The following is an 18,315-nucleotide window of genomic DNA, read 5'->3' on the forward strand; positions in this document are numbered from 1 at the left end:
GCCGGAACGACAGCCGCCGGCCCACCTGAACGGAGGAAATCATGCCTCACCCACTGACCGCCCCGCCGTCTGGTTCGTGACGGGTGCTTCTCGCGGACTCGGACGGGACCTCGTCACCCAGTTGCTCGCACGCGGTGACATGGTCGCCGCGACGACCCGTTCCGCCGAGCGGGTGACGCGCGCCTTGGCCGACGCCGATACGTCGCGTCTCCTCGTCCTCGAAGTCGACCTCGCCGACGAGGCACAGGTGGCGCAGGCCGTGGATGCCACGAAGGCCCGCTTCGGTGGCCTCGACGTCGTGGTGAACAATGCCGGATACGGCTTTCTCGCCGCCATCGAAGAGGTCACCGATCACGAAGCGCGCGAGATGTTCGACGTGCAGATCTTCGGCGTCTGGAACGTGTTGCGTGCCGTCCTCCCCGACTTCCGCACCCAGCGAAGCGGCACCATCATCAACGTCTGGTCGATCCTGGGCCTCACGTCCTTCCCGGGGTGGGGGCTCTACTGCGCCGGCAAGTTCGCGCTCGAGGGGATGACGGAATCGCTCGCGGCCGAGGTCGCGGAGTTCGACATCAAGGTGCACCTGGTCGAGCCCGGCTACATGCGCACCGACTTCCTCACGTCCAACTCCCTCGGGCTGCCCACCCGCGAAGTAGACGCATATCCGTCGATCCGCGAGATGACCCGGGCGCACCAAGACATGCCCGGGACTCAGCTCGGAGACCCGGCCAAGGCCGCCGCCGCAAACATCACGGTCGCCCGCACGGAAAGCGCTCCCCTGCACCAGCTGCTCGGCTCGGACTCCGTACAGTTCGCGACCGCACGCGTCGAGACGCTACAGGGCGAGATCGACGCCGCGCGCGAACTGGCCGTCACGACCGACATCGTCCCGTCGGCTGCCTGACGCCAGCGAGGTGCCCGGGGTCGCCGTGCGGCCTCGGGCGCCTCGGGCCTCGTCCGTGTCGGTTGCCCAGGTCGTCGCGGGGCCTCGGGCGTCTCGGGACTGGCTCGTGCCGATGGCCGGGTCGCCGTACGTGCTGCGTCGCATCGCGCCTGGTCCGTGTCGGTGCCCGGGAGTACCGTCGGCGCCATGAAAGCGGATGAACTCTTCCTCCACTCCGACGCCGCGCTGCGCGAGGTCATCGACCAGCTCGATCCCGCCGACTTCTCCGCCCCCGTGCCGAAGGAGTGGAGCGAGCTCGAGTCGCTAACGCTGCTCGGCAGTCTGGGCCGCCACGCCTACGACGAGGCGTGGATCCCCGACGTGATCGTCGGCCGCGCAGCGGCCGACGGCGACCCGTTCGCCGACGCCGACCTGCTCGGCGACGATCCGATCGCCTCGTACGACGCGCTCAACGACGCCGCGGGGGCGGCCGTGCGCTCGGGCGGGTTCGCCGAAACGTTCCGCTTCACGTACGGCGAATACCCGGCGACGGAAGGCTTCGCGCACATGGCGACCTACCGCGCGTTCCAGGCGTACTCGATCGCGAAGCACTTCGGCATCCCGTTCCACCTCTCCCCCGAACTGATCGAAGGGCTCAACGAGCACGTCGTGCCGCACGCCGACGCGTGGCGCCAGTGGGGCGTGTTCCCGCCAGCGATCGAGCCGCCCGCGGGAGCGGATGAGGAGACGCGGATGCTGTGTGCGGTGGGGTACTGGGTGGCGTAGGCGTGTGATCACAACCGCCTGGAACTACCCCGTCACGTCGATTTGATACGCCATCCCCGCGGCGTAGAAACAGGACTCCACGCCGAGATCATGGACATCAAAGGGATAGACCTTCCGGTGGCTTTCCGTGAGGAATGCGGCGACCTGCTCGACGGTGACGTCGTCGGCGATCAGACCGTCCTTCTTCAAGCACCTGTAGGCGACGGTTCCCGCATCCACAAGCAGGTCAGGATTCCCCTGCTGCGTCTCGTAGCCCATGACAGCGAAGACAGACGTCTTCTCTCGGCAAAGGGAATCCGTTGCCATCAGCTTGGCGACATCGTTCACCGCGGCCGGGGGCTGCACGTTGACCACTCCCGTCGAGTACCGCGTTTGCCGCAACTGGTACCCGGCCTCAGACATGCAAGCGAGGTACAGGTCAAGACCCTGCCGATACTGATCTTCCGTGATTGCTCCCGTCTCGATCGCCTCCTGCAGCACGACCTTGTCGTACGCCGTCGCGTCGGACGCTGCGAGCCATTCCGAGAAAAGGTCCTCGAAAGATGACGCGAGCTTAGCTTCCGCATTCGCTTCGGGCGCCCCCGCGCAACCGCTCACGGTCACACCAGCGAGCGCGAGAACAGCACCGGCGAGCATGACCCGCGGGGCCGCGCCCGTCGCCCGCGACGCCACCCCACCCTTGGGTGCGCCGAGAGGCGCCCTCCAGCCTCGATTACGACTGCCCATACTTGCCCCTCAGATCGTGGAACACCCGCAGCCAGTCCTCGGCTGCGACCCGAGGGCGAAGCTAATCTCCCGCGGGTTTCTCTCGCATCACCCCCGGCTGAACGCAACGCGGGTGACCGCTCAGACGCTAAGCGCGCGTGCCTACAAGCCGCCGCGCGGTGTGAGCCGTGCCTGAGCAGACCCGGGCGCGATGGGGCACGTCTTGTAACGAGGGCAACGGAACCCGGCGCGACCCGCTTCTATGGCGGCCCCCGACTTCTGGTTGGTCCCTCACCTCACCCTCACCGAGGGAGCTGAGCGATGGGTCCCATCGACCCGCCCTGCGGCTTAGCCGTCCTCGGTCGGCATCCAACACGACGTCACGTCGCCGGTGACTTCTCGGGGACTTGCACCCATGGTCGGTGCGCGGCACGCTGCTTCACGACGCACTTTCGAAGGTGGGAAGGGTCAATCAGGTGTAGGTTCCCGCTCGAGATGGCGGATAACCCCAGGGATTCCACGCTAGTTGGCGGTGGTCCCGGACTCAGGATTCCACGGGAAATGGCGGATTCCTACACCGCTCTCTGACGCGCCGACCCTGTCTGGTCAGCGGCCTGTCACGGCGGCGAGAGCGCTGGAGGTCACTGCAGCTGGCCGAGCTCGAGCATCTCACCGTCGAGGAAGAACGTCGGAGGGGAATGCTGAAGCTTCGGTTGACTCTGGGACTGCCAATGACCCCACCACGAACGGATGCTCGCGGTCTCACTGTCACCGTTCCAGCACGACGGCGAGGCCTTGACCCACGCCGATGCAGATCGCCACGACGGCGACGCCGCCTCCGCGTCGCGCAAGCTCATGCGCGGCATGCCCGAGAATGCGGCCCCCCGAAGCGCCCAGCGGATGGCCGATGGCCAGCGCTCCGCCGTGGATGTTGACCCGCTCAGGATCAAGTTCAGGCCACCCGGCGACGCATGCGAGCGACTGTGAAGCGAACGCCTCGTTGAGCTCGACCACGTCGACATCGGCCCAGGACCGGCCGGCGCGTGCGAGCGCCTTGTTCGCCGCCTCGATCGGCGCGATCGGGAACAGATGCGGATCGACGCCATGCGCCCCGCGTCCCGCAATCCGCGCGAGTGGCTCGCCGGGCAGCGCACCCTCCGCGGCGATCAGAACGGCGGAAGCGCCGTCGTTGATCGGCGAGGAGTTGCCGGCGGTGACGGTGCCTTCGCCGTCGCGCGCGAACAGCGGAGTAAGCCCGGCGAGCTTGTCCACGGAAGTGTCGTCCCGGATGCCCTCGTCGCGTGCCAGGTCGGCCCCTGGCACGTGCACGATCTCGCCATCGTAGACCCCGTCAGCCCACGCTTTAGCTGCCAGCCGGTGAGAGCGCACGGCGAACTCGTCCTGGGCATCTCGGGAGATTCCCCACTCTCGGGCGATCTTCTCCGCCGATTCTCCATTGGAGATGGTCCACTGCTTCGGCAGCTTCGGGTTGGTCATCCGCCACCCGATGGAGGTGTTCCACAGTGTCTGGTTACCGACCGCCGGCCACGGCCTCGGCGACTTCTCCACGATGAACGGCGCCCGGCTCATCGACTCCACTCCGCCGGCGAGCACGAGACCGGCGTCGCCGGTCTCGACAGCGCGGGCGGCCTGGATCACCGCTTCCAGCGACGACGAGCAGAGTCGGTTGACGGTCACGCCGGTGACACTGGTGGGGAAGCCTGCCAGCAGCGCCCCGAAACGGGCGACGTCGCGGTTGTCCTCTCCTGCTTGGTTCGCATCGCCGAAGATCACGTCATCGATGCGCGCGGGGTCGAGGCCCATGCGCGCGACGGTCGCCTTCATGACGACTGCGGCGAGATCGTCGGGCCGGATGCCGCTGAGCGCGCCACCCGCCCGCCCGAAGGGGGTGCGGACAGCATCGTAGACAAAGCTCGCGGTCATGGCGGGCTCCCTTCCGTGGTCGGCCGAGGGTCAGGCGAACGCCGATATTCCGGTGATCTGGCGCCCGATGATGAGCGACTGGATGAAGTCGGTTCCCTCATACGTGTGGACGACTTCCATGTCGGTGAGGTGGCGGGCGACGTGGTTCTCCAGAAGGAGTCCGTTGCCGCCGAGGAGGTCACGGGCATCCCGGCAGAGTGCACGCGCGTGCTCGCCGGTGAACATCTTCGCGAGCGAGGCCTGTTCGTTCGTCAGTCGGCCTTCATCCTGCAGGGTGGCTGTGCGGAAGCAGAGCAGCTGCATCGCGGTGAGATCGGCGAGCATGTTGGCCAGCTTGTTCTGCACCAGCTGGTAGCTCGCGATGGGCTTGCCGAACTGGACGCGCTCCTGGACGTAGGCCGCTGCCGCCTCGTACGCGGCGAGTGCGTGCCCGAGCGCCTCCCACGCGACGGTGCTGCGGGTGCGATTGAGGATCGCGGAGACGTCCCGAAAGGAGCTCGACTTCGCGAGCTTGTTCCCGGCAGGGATCCGCAGTCCGGAGATCTCGATGTGCGCCTGCTGGATCGCGCGTTTGGCGATCTTCCCGGTGATCGCCTCGGCCTCATATCCGTCGGGGTATCCTCCATCGGCATTCTTCTCAAGGACGAATGCCTTCACCTTCGAGTCTGCGGTGTCGCGTGCCCAGATGATGACGATGTCGGCGACATGGCCGAGGCCGATCCACCGCTTGGCACCGTCGATCACATAGACGTCTCCTTCGCGGCGGGCTGTGGTTTCCAGCGCAACGGAGTCTGATCCGTGCTCGGGCTCGGTCAGCGCGAACGCGCCGAGCTTGCGGAGGGCTGCCATTTCGGGCAGCCAGCGCTGCTTCTGCTCGTCGTCGCCGAGCAGTGCGATGCTGCCCATCGCGAGTCCCGAGTGCACGGCATTGAGCGTGTTCACACTGCCGTCGCCGCGTGACAGTTCCATCGCGACGAGGCCGGTCTGCAGTCGGGTCAGTCCCGGGCAGCCGTAGCCCTGGATCGCGGTGCCCACGATCCCAAGCTCGCCCAGGGCGGGGAGGATCTGGTAGGGGAAGTCCGCCAACTCCCAGTGTTCGTTGATGACAGGGAGGACCTCGGAGTCCACGAATCCGCGCACACGTGTGATGAGGTTGCGGTCGTCGTCGCCGAGAAGATCGCCGATCTGGTAGAAGTCTGTGTCGACCGGGTGTGCTGTCGTCGTGATCGTCATCTTAGTGTCCCTCTTCCCGAATCGCCGGGACGGTGACCCGGCCGCCGACGTGGTCTTCATCGCCTTCCGCGTCTTGCAGCCACCGTCGGACCGCCTCGCCATCCTGGTCGAGTGCAGGAGGCGCGGTGCGGTAGGTCGCGGGGGTGCGGGAGAACGTGATCGGGTTGCGAATGGTGGGCACCGCCTGGTCGTCGGTGCCGGCCGGAACGCTCGGGTCCAGCCCGATCTTGGCGGCGAACTCGACGCCTCCGCGAACATCCAGGACCGGCGCGCATGGGACCTGCAACGGGCTGAGGATGTCGAACCATTCCCATGCGGTCTTGGACGCCAGCCGTGCTGTCAGCAACGGGCGCAGGGCGTCTCGGTGCGCGCTGCGGTCCGCATTGGACGCGAAGCGGGTGTCTGCGGCCAGCTGCGGCAGCCCGATGGTGTCGCAGAACGTGGCGAACTGCACATCGTTGCCGATCGCGAGGACCAGTTCCCCGTCACGGGTGGGGAACGGTGCGTAGGGGTAGATACTGGGGTGGTCGTTGGCCATCCGGGTAGGAGACTGCCCGCTGAGCAGGAACCCGCCGGTCTGGTTGACCATGCCCGACAGTGCGGAGGACAGCAGGTTCAGTTCGACGTGCTGTCCCTCTCCCGAACGCTGTCGGTGGTAAAGGGCGGAGGTGATCGCGATGCAGGTGTGCAATCCGGTGATCACATCGAACACCGCAACGCCCGCGCGGAATCCTTCCGCGTCCGGCGCGCCGGTCACGCTCATCAGTCCGGACAGTGCCTGTGCGAGCAGGTCGTAGCCGGCGAGCCCTGCGCCTCCCGCGGTGCCGAAGCCGGTGATCGACGCGTAGATCACATTGGGGTTCTCCCGCTTGACGGACTCGTAGTCCAGGCCGAATCGCCGGAGCCCGCTGGGTTTGAAGTTCTCTGTGACCACATCGGCTCTGGCCGCGAGACGCTGTGCGAGGACAAGGTCATCGGGGTTGCGGAAGTCCAGCACCACAGACTGCTTGTTCCTGTTGATGGAGAGGAAGTAGGTCGACTCGCCTCGGTACTCCGGTGGCCGGTAGCTGCGTGTCTCATCCCCCAGCGGGCTCTCCACCTTGATGACCGTCGCGCCGAGGTCCGCGAGCAGCATCGTGCAGTAAGGGCCGGCAAGTACCCGGCCGAAATCGGCGACTAGGAGGCCGTCGAAAGGGCCGCCGGGAACGTCCTGCACCGTCCGGTCATCCGGGAGCGAGCTCTTCATCATCGGGAACACCTCAGTCGTCGTCATGTCCATCCAGACTCCCAGCAGCCGTTTATGTCCGTCCAATACCTGATCGGACACGTATTGATGCTGTGATCTCATGAAACGAGGGGCTGTTCCAGAACGGCACACTCGAGACTCCCGTTTGGACATCACCCTGGGGAGCGTCGAGGCGACGGTGCCGACAGCGGCCTGCGCCTGGGCGTGATCAGCAATGAGGCTAAGGAGAACCCATGGGTAGCAGGCTTGCAGGCAAGGTCGCGATCGTCACCGGCGCGGCGAACGGGATGGGGCGCGCGCATGTGCGCCGCCTCGCCCAGGAAGGGGCGAGCGTCCTCGCCACCGACGTCGACTCCGCCGGGCTCGAGCAGACCGTCGCCGAAGCGAACAGTGACGGCGGGACGGCCGTGGGGCTGGAGCAGGACGTCGCGATCGCGGCGAGGTGGGACGAGATCGTGGTAGAAGCCGAGCAGCGTTTCGGTCGGCTCGACATCCTGGTCAACAACGCGGGGGTGCTCATCCTCAAGCCCGTCGAGGAGACCACAGAGGAGGAGTGGGACCTCATCTTCCGCATCAATGCCAAGGGCGTCTTCCTCGGCACCAAGGCCGCGGCGCCTGCTCTGGTCCGCTCAGGCGGCGGATCGATCGTGAACATCTCGTCCATCTACGGCATCGTCGGCGCACCGAGCGCCGCCGCGTATGAGGCGTCAAAGGGCGCCGTCCGGCTGCTGACCAAGGCCAGCGCGGTGGACCTGGCCAAGTACGGCATCCGGGTGAACTCTGTGCATCCCGGTGTCATCGCCACCCCCATGACCACGGGGCTGCTGGCGACGCCGGAGTCGACGAAGGCCGTGCTGTCCACGACGATCCTCGACCGGCCCGGCCAGCCCGAGGAGGTCTCGAACGTCGTGCTCTTCCTCGCCTCGGACGAGGCTTCCTTCGTCACCGGCGCCGAGTATGTCGTGGATGGCGGCTATACCGCGCAGTGATCTCGGTCGGCCGGGGTCTGCGCGACCCCGGCCGACTCATCCAGACTTGTATGCCAATCCACCTTCCATCGGTACGGATTATGCAATAATCCCTGGATGGATCTGCAGCAGCTGCGCGCCTTCCTCGCCGTCGCCGAGGAACTGCACTTCGGGCGGGCAGCCGAGCGCCTGCATATGGCGCAGCCGCCGATCAGCCGCGGCATCCAGCAGCTGGAGCGGGAGTTGGGTGCGCGGCTGTTCGAGCGGAGCACCCGCAAGGTAACGCTGACCTCGGTGGGCGAGGCCCTCGTCGCCCCCGCCCAGGAGGTCCTGGACGCGCTGGACAGGGTGAGCAGGGTCGCCCGCGCAGCCGGAACGGGCGAGATCGGTCACGTCCGTCTGGCGTACGCGGGTGCGTCCTCCAACGTGATGGTCGGATTGCTCGCCCGAGCGGTCAACCAGAACCACCCGGGCATCCACCTCGAGCTGCTCAGCCAGCACTTCGCCCAACCGGCGATGCAGCTGCTCACCCGCGGCGACATCGACATCGCCCTCGGCAGGTGGGACCACATTCCCGCCGCCGTGCGCACCCGCGTGATCGCTGTCGAGGAACTCGTCATCGCCGTCCCGGAGACCCACCGTCTAGCCGACGCCGGTGCCGTGTCGATCGCGCAGTTCGAGGGTGAGCCGTTCGTGTCGCTCCAACCGCAGACCGGCACGTTGCTGCTGGAGCGGCTGCGACAGATGAGTAGAGCCGCCGGGTTCAACGCCGATGTCGTCCAGCACGCACCGGACTCGTGGACGCTGATGTCCCTCGTCTCCGCCGAGATCGGCTGCTCATTGACCCTGTCCTCGGTGATCGACAGCATCGCCGACCCGCACTTGCGCTTCCTGCGCCTGACCGACGACGTCGCACCTGTCGAGCTGCGGATGGCGTGGCTGCGCGACAGCGACGACCGTGCCTTGCACGCCGTGCTCCGGTTGTCCGAATCCGTCCTCCCGACGCCGCAGGACTAAGGGTCGCCAGGTATCAATCCGCCTGCCATTTGGTATTGGAGAGAATCAGAACGAAGTGGAAGCGTGGAGTCCACTGTGCGTATATCAACGGCGAGGACAACCATGCACGCGTTCGCGATCTTCCAAGACGACCACACCGTGACCGATGTGGAACTGCCGACACCAACGCCCGAGGGCACCGAAGTGCTCCTCCGCGTTGTTCGCTCCGGGGTGTGCCACACCGACATGCACCTGCGTGAGGGGTACTACGATCTCGGCAGCCGGGGGCGTCTGAATCTGATCGACCGGGGCGTCACCTACCCGCTTGTCCTCGGCCATGAGGTCGTCGGCGTCGTCGAAGCGGCCGGCCCCGACGCCGACGGGGTCTCGCCGGGTGAGCATCGCCTTGTCTACCCATGGATCGGCGACGGCTCCTGCGACGCATGCCAGGCAGGTCACGAGAACCTGTGCCCCTCGCCCCGTAACCTCGGCGTCGCCCGCCACGGCGGGTATGCCGAGTTTATCCTCGTCCCGCACCCCCGTTACCTCCTCGACGTCACCGGGATCGAAGAGCGGTGGGCCGCAACTCTCGCCTGCTCCGGCCTGACCGCCTACAGTGCCGCGCGCAAGGCCCTTCCGGCCACCGCGTCCGATCCGGTCGTGGTGATAGGCGCCGGCGGTGTCGGGTTGATGGCGATCGCCACGCTGCGCGCGCTCGGCCACGAAGCAGTCCTCGCGGTGGACCTGCAGGAGCGCAATCTGGAACTGGCGCGGCAGCTCGGAGCGACCACGACGATCTCCGCCCGCCAGGAAGACCTTGCCGCCGCCATCGTCGCCGGCGCCGGTGGGCCGGTCGCGGCGATCGTGGACTTCGTCAACAACTCCACAACAGCTCCCGCTGCGTTCGCCGCGCTCCGCAAGGGCGGAACGATGGTTCAGGTCGGGCTGTTCGGCGGAGAGCTGGTCATCCCCACCGCGTTGCTCACTCTGAAGATCATCACCATCCGCGGAAGCTTCGTCGGGTCCCTCGGCGAGCTCGAGGAGCTCGTCGGGCTCGCGCGGCGCGGCGCGCTCCCGCATCTCCCGATCATCGACGGGGAGTTGTCTGCGACGGCGGTGCAGGATGCGCTGGACCGGCTCGCCGCGGGCGGCGTGCCCGGCCGGATCGTGCTCAGCGCGTGACCGCGCCGGGCGTCCAGCCGGCCACGACTCACGCGTAGTCGAAGAAGCCGCGTCCCGTCTTGCGTCCCAGCTCCCCGGCCGCGACCTTGTCGCGGAGGATCTGCGGCGGGGCGAACCGCTCGCCGAGCGTCTCATAGAGGTATTCGGCGATCCCGAGACGCACGTCCAGCCCGACAAGATCGGAGGTGCGCAACGGACCTGTCGCGTGACGGTATCCCAGCACCATCGCCGTGTCGATGTCCTCAGCGCTGGCCACCCCCTCTTCGAGCATCCGCATCGCTTCCAGCGCGATTGCCGCGCCCAGGCGGGAGCTCGCGAAGCCGGGCGCGTCGTTGACGACGATCGGGGTCTTCCCCAGCGATGTCACCCACTGCTCCGCCCGTTGCCGCAGGTCCGGGTCGGTCGACGGCGTCAGCACGATCTCGACGAGTGACGAGGGCGGCACCGGATTGAAGAAGTGCAGTCCGCACACGCGCTCCGGCCTCGCGAGCTGCGCCGCGAGCCTTGTCACCGACAACGATGAGGTATTCGTGGCCAGCCACGCCGACTCCTCCACGATCCCCTCTGCTCTCTGCATCGCCTCGACCTTGAGTGCGAATGTCTCTGGGACCGCTTCGATCACGAGCTCGGCATTCCGCAGCGCCTCGTAGTCGGCGCTGGCCGCGACGCGGCCGGCGATTGCGTCGACGTCGACCGAGGCATCCCGCTCCGCGGCCTTGCGGATCCCATCGGCCAACCGCGCGGCGGCCGCGCCCGCCGCTGCCGGGTCGCGTTCGATCACGGTGACCTGCGCGCCCGCCTGAGCGAATACCTGCGCGATACCGGCGCCCATGCGGCCGCCCCCGATCACGCCGACGGTGGAGGGAACAGTGATCATCGGGTCTCCTGAGAACGGTTGAGGAATCGGGTCATCAGCTGCGTCTTGGCGTCCGACTCGAACAGGATCGCCTGCGCGAGTTCGTCGACAAGGGGGTGGGCGTCCCGCGGCGCAGCGAGCACGCGCTTCGAGACGCGGAGGGCGAGCGGATCCTGGCCAGCGATCCGATCGGCGACGGTATCCGCCGCCGCCGCTAACTGGTCGGGTTCATGCACCGAGGCCACCAACCCACACCGCAGCGCCTCCTCGGCGTCCAGCCGGCGCCCCGTGAACAGGATCTCCTTGGCCAGCGGCTCCCCCACCAGCTCGGCGAGCCGCCAGGTCGCCCCGGCCGCGGCCAGGATTCCGATCGCCGTCTCGGGGTTGCCGAACACGGCGCGGGTGGACGCGATCCGGATGTCGGCCGCGTACGCGAGTTCCGCACCGCCCCCGATCGCGAACCCGTCGACCGCAGCGATCACCGGCATCGGCAGCCGCGCGATACGGATGAACAGCCCGGAGTTGATGCCGGCCAGCGCTTCGTCGCGGCCGCGCTCGAGCAGCTGCCGGATGTCTGCGCCAGCCGCGAACACACCCCGTTCGGGCGTAGAGGTTCCGGTGAGAATCAGGATGCGGGGCTCTCGCTCCAGGCTCGTGCATACCGCGTGAAGTTCGTCGACCATGTCGTCGTTGATCGCGTTTCGCACGTCAGGACGGTTCAGTTCGACGTGAAGCCGGTCCGCGCCCTCGCGGAGTATCAGAGTGGTCACCGTCCCAGCCTCCCATCACCGATCAATGCGCGTCCAATACCCGATCCACGTACATCTGATGCGCCATCGTCATCAATCTGGACCGGGATCAGTATTGGACGAACTCGGCCACGGCGCGACAGGCTGAGAGGGCAGTACCGCGCCAGACGACCGCCGATCTGGGCGGGCGTGGCCCGTGAGACGCACGACAGCAATGAAGCGAGGAGACCACGATGGGTGCATACCGGACCATCAACCCAGCCACCGGTCAGACGGTCGCCGAGTACGCCGTGATCGGCGATGCGGACGTGGCCGACATCGTCGCCCGCTCGCACACGGCCTACCGCAAGTACCGGGAGCTGCCGCTCGCCGAACGGACGGGGATCCTGGCACGCGCGGCGCAGCTGCACCGGGACCGCATTGATGAACTGAGCGCGCTGCTGACACTCGAGGTCGGCAAACCCGTCACGCAGGCCCGCGGGGAAGTCGAGCTGGTCGCCTCGATCTACCAGTACTACGCCGACCACGCCGAAGCGTTCCTCGCCGACGAGACCCTCGACATCGTCGGCGGAGGGGAAGCGCTCGTCCGCACCGAGCCGATCGGGCCGCTGTTGGGGATCATGCCGTGGAACTTCCCCTACTACCAGGTGGCCCGGTTTGTCGCCCCCAACCTCGCACTGGGCAACACGATCATCCTCAAACACGCCCGCAACTGCCCGCAGTCCGCCCTCGCCATCGAACGCGTGCTCCACGACGCCGCGCTTCCAGCCGACGCGTACATCAACGCGTTCGTAGACAGCCGCCAGATTGCCGGCATCATCGCCGACCCGCGCGTGCAAGGGGTGTCGCTGACCGGCTCCGAGAAGGCGGGCTCGGCTGTCGGCGAGGTGGCCGGCAGGCACATGAAAAAGGTCGTCCTCGAGCTGGGCGGCTCGGACCCGTTCATCGTCCTAGAGGATGCTGACGTCGACGCGGCCGTGGCAGCCGGCGTACGCGGCCGCATCGCCAACGGCGGCCAGGCGTGCACGGCATCCAAGCGGTTCATTGTCGTGGATGCCGTCTACGACGAGTTCTCTCGGAAGTTCATCGACGCGATCACGAAGATCATCCCCGACGACCCCACGGACCCCGACACGTTCCTCGGCCCGTTGGCGTCCGCGGATGCCGGAGATGAGCTCGAGGAGCTCGTCGAGGACGCGGTCGCCAAGGGCGCCACCCTGCACATCGCCCCCGGTGCACGCCGAGAGGGCGCCTTCTACCCGCCCAGCGTGCTCACCGGGGTCACCCCGCTGATGCGAGCCTACGAGGAGGAGCTGTTCGGACCGACCGCGGTCGTGTACCGGGTGCCCTCCCCGCAGGCCGCGGTCGCCCTGGCCAACGAGTCGCCCTTCGGGCTGTCCAGCAGCGTCTTCACGCAGGATCCTCTGGCAGCCGCGCAGATCGCCCGCGAACTGGAGGTCGGGATGGTGTGGATCAACAGCACCAGCCGCAGCGCACCGGACCTCCCCTTCGGCGGCGTGAAGCGCTCCGGCGTCGGACGCGAACTCGCCCGGTACGGCATGGACGAGTTCGCGAACAAGAAGCTCATCCGAACCCCCGCCTGATATCCCCGTGTAACGCCTCCGCCGCGCCGAGTACGCAACTGCGAATCCAGGCCTCCCTGGTCGGCAGGCGGGGGCGCTGTTTTCAGGAGATCAGGGTGTTCTGCCCGTCGAAACCGTACGCGCGCAGTTTCCGGTACAGCGTCGTGCGCCCGATACCGAGGATCTCCGCTGCACGCGAACGGTTTCCGTCCGCCTCCCGCAGCGCCGCATCGATCGCCCGGTACTCGGATGCGGCGATGCCGCGCAGCTGGCGGGCACGTGTGCGCATCTCGGCGGGCAGAAGGTCGACGTCCAGGACGGTGCCGCCGGGACGCTGCACCACCATCGCGGCAATCAGAACCCGCAGCTCCGAGGCGCCACCACGCCAATCCCACCGGGAAAGCGCCTGCAGCACAGCAGGACTCAGTGTCACCGAGTACTCCTGAGCGAGTCTCACAGCCAGGCCGATGACACGGTCTGGGTCATCGCGCAGCGCAGGGAGATCGAGCCGCGGCCCTTGGCGGCCCAGGAAATCGACGACGACGCCAGTCAGGTCGTCTGCGACACAGAACACCACCCGGGCGGACCGGACGGGATCTGCCGCGCCAGCCAATTGCTGCAGGACCGGGAAGTCAACGTCGGTCAAAGACTCGACGCTGCAGACGACCACCGATGTACCTGTGCTCAGCGCCTGCACCGCCGTGGCCACGGCCCCCGGTTCCCGAAATGCCGGGGCGCCGATGACGACCGGGTCGTGGCGATCGCGTTCGCGCAGCCAGAGCTGGGCGAGAAGCGTCTTCCCACTGTCGCGCGGACCGTGGATCGCGATGCACCCGCTGCTGCGGCCGAGCACGTCGAGGTGCGCGGCAAGGCGGGAAAGCCGGGTGGGTTCCGGCGCTGCGGCCGGCTCGGACTCGGCAAGTTCCACGAGGTAGATGCTCTCCCCTGCCCGATTCACGATGCGGCGGGCAGTGCTCGGCCGATCCGCGAGCAAGACGGATGCGACATCCCCCTGCCAGTGGTGGGCCTGGAGCTCGTCCCACAGGGTCACGTGCCGCTCGGCCGAGAGCATCGGCAACGCGCCCGTCGAGGCGAGCACGCCGCCACGGCCGATGGCCAGCACACGGTGGCGGGCGGTACCGTCCGCGAACCGGGCCAGCAGCGCCTGCAGCTCCAGCGGTGCGGTGTTAAGCAGCGCGTCCTGGAGGTCACGAGCGGCCTGCTTCGCGATCGCGAGCATCGCGGGGTGGGACGCCCCGACGGGAGAGGCGAGGGCGAGCGAGCCGATGACCCGCCGCGAAAGAGGGTCGTGGATGGGGGCGCCAGCGCAGGCGAGGGTCTGCAGCCGGTCGTTGACGTGCTCGGCGCCGCGCACGAACACTGCGGATCTTTCCTCGATCGCCGTTCCGAGTCCGTTCGTGCCCAGCGCGGACTCCGAGAATTCGAATCCTTCGGCCGCGGACACCTTGTCGAGCCGTCTCGCGTGGCTCGGGTCGCCCACCTTTCGGGCGAGGATCCGTCCGGATCGGTCGCTGACCAGCAGCGCGACACGCATGTCCGCGAGTGATTCCGCCCATCGCGCCAGGACGATCTCAGCGGTGTCCTGAAAGCGTCCCGCCGGTTCGGAGAACGGGTGGTAGGCAGGAGTCGCCGTCGGATCGTAGCCGCCACCGGTGGTGAACGAGCGACGCCAACTGCGCTCGATCACCGGGGGGACGTTCAGTGTTCGGGGAGTGAGACCGTGCGCGCCGACGCCAGCTTCGAGAAGGCGTTCACGAGCCTGCCGCGCGCTCGCGGCGGAATAGGTATCGGTGGACATAGCTGGGACCTCGCGTCACTGCAAGTGGTCCCACCCAGTATCCGCCTCCCTATTAGGACCCGCCAATACCTAGTCCGCTGTGGATCCATCCTCTGTGCGCATGAGTCCATGGTGGTGGGGAAGCCGGTCGCGTTCGTAGGTGATGTCGGTGTAGCCGTGAGGAATGGGCTGGCCGTGGTCGTCGAGGCCGACGAAGACGATCTTCTCGATCGTCAGAATGCGGTCACGGGTGATCATGTTGCGCACCTCGGCGCGCATCGTGAGGGAGGTGCGCCCGAACGCGGTGGCGCGCAGTCCCATCTCGATCAGGTCACCTTGTCGTGCGGAGCTGACGAAGTCGATCTCGGATATGTACTTGGTGACCGCCCGAGGGTTTCCGAGCTGGATGATGGCGTAAATCGCGGCCTCTTCATCGATCCAGCGCAGCAGGCTGCCGCCGAACAGGGTGCCGTACGCGTTCAGGTCCTCGGGACGGACCCAGCGGCGTGATCGGAAGGTGACGTCTTCTGACATGTTGTCGCTCATAGGACGACCGTAGGCCGGGAAGCACACTCCCGGCCTACGGTTACCGTCGATCAGGCCGGGATGGGCTGTCCGATGCTGAATCCTTCGAAGTCCTTCGCCTGGATCTCCGAGAGGAGGCCGCGGTAGGCGCCTAGGCCGCCGAGGTAGAACATCACGGCGTGCTTCTTGCCGGGGATGTTCGCCCCGAAGATCCACGAGTCGGTCTTGGGGAACAGCGTGTAGTTTGCGATCGTCGTGCAGGTCTCGGTCCATTCGTCCTCGACCTGCTGCGACACCTCGATGAGCCCGCCTCTCCGCTCCGCCTCGGTCACCAGAGTCGTGATGAACTCGACCTGCGCCTCGATGCTGGGCACCAGGTTGGTGAACGGCCCGTTGGGGCCGAGGATCATGAACATGTTCGGGAATCCGGCCGTCATGATGCCGAGGAAGCTGGTCGGGGCGTCGGCCCAGTGCTCGTCGACGCTCACCCCTCCGCGCCCGCGGATGTCGATGCGGCGGTAGTTGCCGTCGACCGCGTCGAACCCGGTAGCCAGCACGAGCACATCCAGCTCGTGCTCAACACCGTCCGCGGTCTTCACCCCTCGTGGGGTGATCTCAACGATTGGGTTCTCCTTGATCGACACCAGCTTCACGTTGTCCTGGTTGTACACGTCGTAGTAGCCCTGGTTGCACAGGGGCCGCTTCGCATACGGCTGGGTCGGGGTGAGCAATCGCGCCGTCTCCGGGTCCTTGACCGTCTCAGCGATCTTGCGGCGGATGAACGCAGCGGCTGCCTCGTTCGACTCCGGGTTGATAGCGATGTCGTTGAACGTGCCGAACATGAAATAGAATCCGTTGCCTCGGTCCCATGCCGCCTGGAACACGCGCTCCCGCTCGGCCTCGTCGACATCGGTGGCCGCGACGGTGGACTCCTCGAACCCGAAGGCGACGCCGGAGTTTCGGACCTGCTCCCAGATCTCCGGGAACCGGGACTTGTATCCGTCCACCTCCCCCGGGCCGACCGGTCCGTTGCCGGAGGGGACGCTGTACTGCGCCGAGCGCTGGAACACGGTCAGGTGCGACACCTGCTTGGCCGCGGCGACGATGAACTGTGTTCCGGTCGAGCCAGTGCCGATGACCCCCACCCGCTTGCCCTCGATCGACAGGTCCTCCGGCCACTCCGCGGTGTGCACGAGGCGGCCTTCGAACGAGTCGATCCCGGGGATGTCGGGGATGTTGGTTGCTGCGAGCAGTCCCAGCGCCGCCACCACGTATCGGGCCGTGAAGGATTCTCCGGCGGAGGTGCCGACCGTCCAGGTGTTGGTGGCTTCGTCGAAGACGATCGACGTGACTTCGGTGTTCAGCCGGAAGTCCTTGCGGAGGTCGTACCGGTCGACGACGGTCTCAAGGTAGCGGAGGATGTCGGGCTGGTCAATGTACTTGCGGGCCCAGTCCCACTCCTGCAGCAGTTCGTCATCGAACGAGTATCGGTAGAAAGGGCTCTCCGTGTCGGACATGGCGCCGGGGTACCGGTTCCAGTACCAGGTTCCTCCGATGCCGGCGCCCTTCTCGAACCCGCGGACGCGCAGGCCGAGCTTGTCGCGCAGGGTGTGTAGCTGGTAGATGCCGCCGAAACCGGCGCCGACGACGATCGCGTCGAAGTCCGTGGTCTGTGTGGATGTCATGGTGCAACTCCTTCGGTGAATGAGGTGGGTGGGGTGCTGCAGGTCAGTGGCGAAGCCACTGGCCGATCGCCGCAAGCTCCGCGTCGACGTCCGCGTCGCGGCCAGCCAGGAACGGGTAGACGTGCTGCTGTCCTTCGGCGACATGCAGGGTGACGTCAACGCCGGCGCCCTTGGCGCGCTCTGCCACGCGGATGGCATTGTCGACCAACGACTCGACCGAACCGGCGTTGACGTACAGCGGGGGGAACCCGGTGAAATCCGCGTAGAGCGGGTTCGCGAGCGGCGCCGACGGGCTGGTGGTCTCCCCCAGCACGCCGGCGATCATGCCCTCCAGGAGCGGCACGGAGATCAGCGCGTCGGTCGCATCGTTGGTGACCAGCGTCGCGCCGCGGTTCTCCATGTCCAGCCACGGGGAGAACGCGATGACGTGCCCGGGCAGCGGCCGTCCCTTCGCCTTCAACGCCAACGGGATGGCGATGGCGAGATTGCCTCCCGCCGAGTCGCCGATGGTGGTGACGTCCTCGGGGTGGACCCCCCGCTCCAGCAGGGCCTCGAACGCCGCGACCCCGTCGTCTACCTGGGCGGGGTGCGGGTGCTCGGGCGCGCGACGGTAGTCCAGCACGAACGCTGTTACCCCGGCCGCCTTCGCGACGTGCGCGGCGAGCTTCCGGTGGCTGGCCGCAGAGCCGACGGCGAACCCGCCGCCGTGCGTGTAGAGGAGGACCTTGGAGCGATCGGCTCCGGCCGGGAACGCCCAGATGCCGGGCACGCCGCCGACCGTCTCCTCCTTGTAGGTGACATTTTCCGGTTCGATGGTCGGCTGGTGCCATTCATCGAAGATGCTGCGGAACAGCCGCATGTCCAGCTCGTGGGTGGCCATGAGCTCGGACCAGCCCAGATACAGATCACGCAGGGCGCTCGGGACGACTGCGGTCGCGGTGGATGACGAGGACATCGCATAACTCCTTCGTTGATGCTCGGCGCCTGCAGGAACTAGGCGACCACTCGGTGGATGAGCTCTACTCTCAGGGAGGATTCCGCCACAGCGCTGTGCCGATTTGGAACAGCTCACCCGGGTTGCCCGGTGACCACGACAGAGATCGGCTCCGGCGCACGGCATGATCAGGATCCAGCGCACGAACGAGACCGGATCGGGCACGGTGCCAGACGATCAGC

General features: G+C 67.2%; 16 protein-coding genes. 6 read left to right on the top strand and 10 right to left on the bottom strand.

The window, feature by feature from the left end; translation table 11 throughout:
- Positions 1–76: 76 nt before the first annotated feature.
- Both P5G46_RS08630 and P5G46_RS08635 read left to right on the top strand, forming a co-directional pair.
- Entirely contained in the window at positions 77–904 is an 828-nt protein-coding gene (locus P5G46_RS08630) for an SDR family NAD(P)-dependent oxidoreductase (RefSeq protein WP_408905485.1), read from the top strand.
- A 186-nt stretch (positions 905–1,090) separates the two neighbouring features.
- Positions 1,091–1,669 carry a hypothetical protein gene (locus P5G46_RS08635; RefSeq protein ID WP_408905486.1) on the top strand — a complete coding sequence of 193 codons (579 nt, stop codon included), beginning with the start codon at positions 1,091–1,093 and terminating at the stop codon, positions 1,667–1,669.
- Between the two features lie 24 nt (positions 1,670–1,693).
- Here P5G46_RS08635 and P5G46_RS08640 read toward each other — a convergent pair whose 3' ends face one another.
- The 4 genes from P5G46_RS08640 to P5G46_RS08655 form a co-directional block, all read right to left on the bottom strand.
- Positions 1,694–2,341, bottom strand: a complete 648-nt coding sequence (locus P5G46_RS08640; RefSeq protein WP_408905487.1) for a hypothetical protein — start codon at positions 2,339–2,341, stop codon at positions 1,694–1,696.
- Positions 2,342–3,142: 801 nt separating this feature from the next.
- Positions 3,143–4,318 (bottom strand): thiolase family protein, encoded by a 1,176-nt coding sequence (locus P5G46_RS08645; RefSeq protein ID WP_005055005.1) that lies wholly within the window; start codon positions 4,316–4,318, stop codon positions 3,143–3,145.
- 30 nt (positions 4,319–4,348) lie between these two features.
- Positions 4,349–5,551: an acyl-CoA dehydrogenase family protein gene (locus P5G46_RS08650; RefSeq protein WP_005055001.1), complete on the bottom strand. Its 1,203-nt coding sequence runs from the start codon at positions 5,549–5,551 to the stop codon at positions 4,349–4,351.
- Position 5,552: 1 nt separating this feature from the next.
- The gene (locus tag P5G46_RS08655) at positions 5,553–6,878 is read right to left on the bottom strand and encodes a CaiB/BaiF CoA transferase family protein (protein WP_232783957.1); all 1,326 of its coding nucleotides are present in this window, start codon (positions 6,876–6,878) and stop codon (positions 5,553–5,555) included.
- 152 nt (positions 6,879–7,030) lie between these two features.
- On the opposite strand from P5G46_RS08655, the gene P5G46_RS08660 reads away from it, so the two are divergent.
- From P5G46_RS08660 to P5G46_RS08670, 3 genes are all read left to right on the top strand, one after another.
- The gene (locus tag P5G46_RS08660) at positions 7,031–7,786 is read left to right on the top strand and encodes an SDR family NAD(P)-dependent oxidoreductase (protein WP_005054998.1); all 756 of its coding nucleotides are present in this window, start codon (positions 7,031–7,033) and stop codon (positions 7,784–7,786) included.
- A gap of 96 nt (positions 7,787–7,882) precedes the next feature.
- Positions 7,883–8,782, top strand: coding sequence for a LysR family transcriptional regulator (locus tag P5G46_RS08665; protein ID WP_005054995.1), 900 nt, complete (start codon positions 7,883–7,885; stop codon positions 8,780–8,782).
- A 102-nt stretch (positions 8,783–8,884) separates the two neighbouring features.
- A complete protein-coding gene (locus P5G46_RS08670; RefSeq protein ID WP_005054993.1) occupies positions 8,885–9,943 on the top strand; it encodes an alcohol dehydrogenase in 1,059 nt (352 codons plus the stop codon).
- Positions 9,944–9,971: 28 nt separating this feature from the next.
- On the opposite strand, the gene P5G46_RS08675 is transcribed toward P5G46_RS08670, so the two are convergent.
- Together P5G46_RS08675 and P5G46_RS08680 are read right to left on the bottom strand one after the other, a co-directional pair.
- Positions 9,972–10,820 carry a 3-hydroxyacyl-CoA dehydrogenase family protein gene (locus P5G46_RS08675; protein WP_005054991.1) on the bottom strand — a complete coding sequence of 283 codons (849 nt, stop codon included), beginning with the start codon at positions 10,818–10,820 and terminating at the stop codon, positions 9,972–9,974.
- The gene (locus P5G46_RS08680; RefSeq protein ID WP_005054989.1) at positions 10,817–11,569 is read right to left on the bottom strand and encodes an enoyl-CoA hydratase/isomerase family protein; all 753 of its coding nucleotides are present in this window, start codon (positions 11,567–11,569) and stop codon (positions 10,817–10,819) included. The genes P5G46_RS08675 and P5G46_RS08680 overlap by 4 nt, the downstream gene beginning before the upstream one ends.
- Positions 11,570–11,781: 212 nt before the next feature.
- Here P5G46_RS08680 and P5G46_RS08685 point away from each other — a divergent pair, with 212 nt between their 5' ends.
- Complete coding sequence (locus tag P5G46_RS08685) at positions 11,782–13,152, top strand: NAD-dependent succinate-semialdehyde dehydrogenase (protein ID WP_005054987.1); 1,371 nt, start codon at positions 11,782–11,784, stop codon at positions 13,150–13,152.
- A gap of 82 nt (positions 13,153–13,234) precedes the next feature.
- Here P5G46_RS08685 and P5G46_RS08690 read toward each other — a convergent pair whose 3' ends face one another.
- The 4 genes from P5G46_RS08690 to P5G46_RS08705 form a co-directional block, all read right to left on the bottom strand.
- Complete coding sequence (locus tag P5G46_RS08690) at positions 13,235–14,950, bottom strand: helix-turn-helix domain-containing protein (RefSeq protein WP_101305220.1); 1,716 nt, start codon at positions 14,948–14,950, stop codon at positions 13,235–13,237.
- Positions 14,951–15,019: 69 nt separating this feature from the next.
- Entirely contained in the window at positions 15,020–15,475 is a 456-nt protein-coding gene (locus tag P5G46_RS08695) for an acyl-CoA thioesterase (protein ID WP_230005328.1), read from the bottom strand.
- A 50-nt stretch (positions 15,476–15,525) separates the two neighbouring features.
- Positions 15,526–17,139 carry a flavin-containing monooxygenase gene (locus tag P5G46_RS08700; RefSeq protein ID WP_005054981.1) on the bottom strand — a complete coding sequence of 538 codons (1,614 nt, stop codon included), beginning with the start codon at positions 17,137–17,139 and terminating at the stop codon, positions 15,526–15,528.
- Between the two features lie 43 nt (positions 17,140–17,182).
- Positions 17,183–18,094, bottom strand: coding sequence for an alpha/beta hydrolase (locus tag P5G46_RS08705; RefSeq protein WP_005054979.1), 912 nt, complete (start codon positions 18,092–18,094; stop codon positions 17,183–17,185).
- Positions 18,095–18,315 lie beyond the last annotated feature (221 nt).

The organism is Microbacterium mcarthurae (assembly GCF_046064585.1).
GTDB classification, from domain to species: domain Bacteria; phylum Actinomycetota; class Actinomycetes; order Actinomycetales; family Microbacteriaceae; genus Microbacterium; species Microbacterium mcarthurae.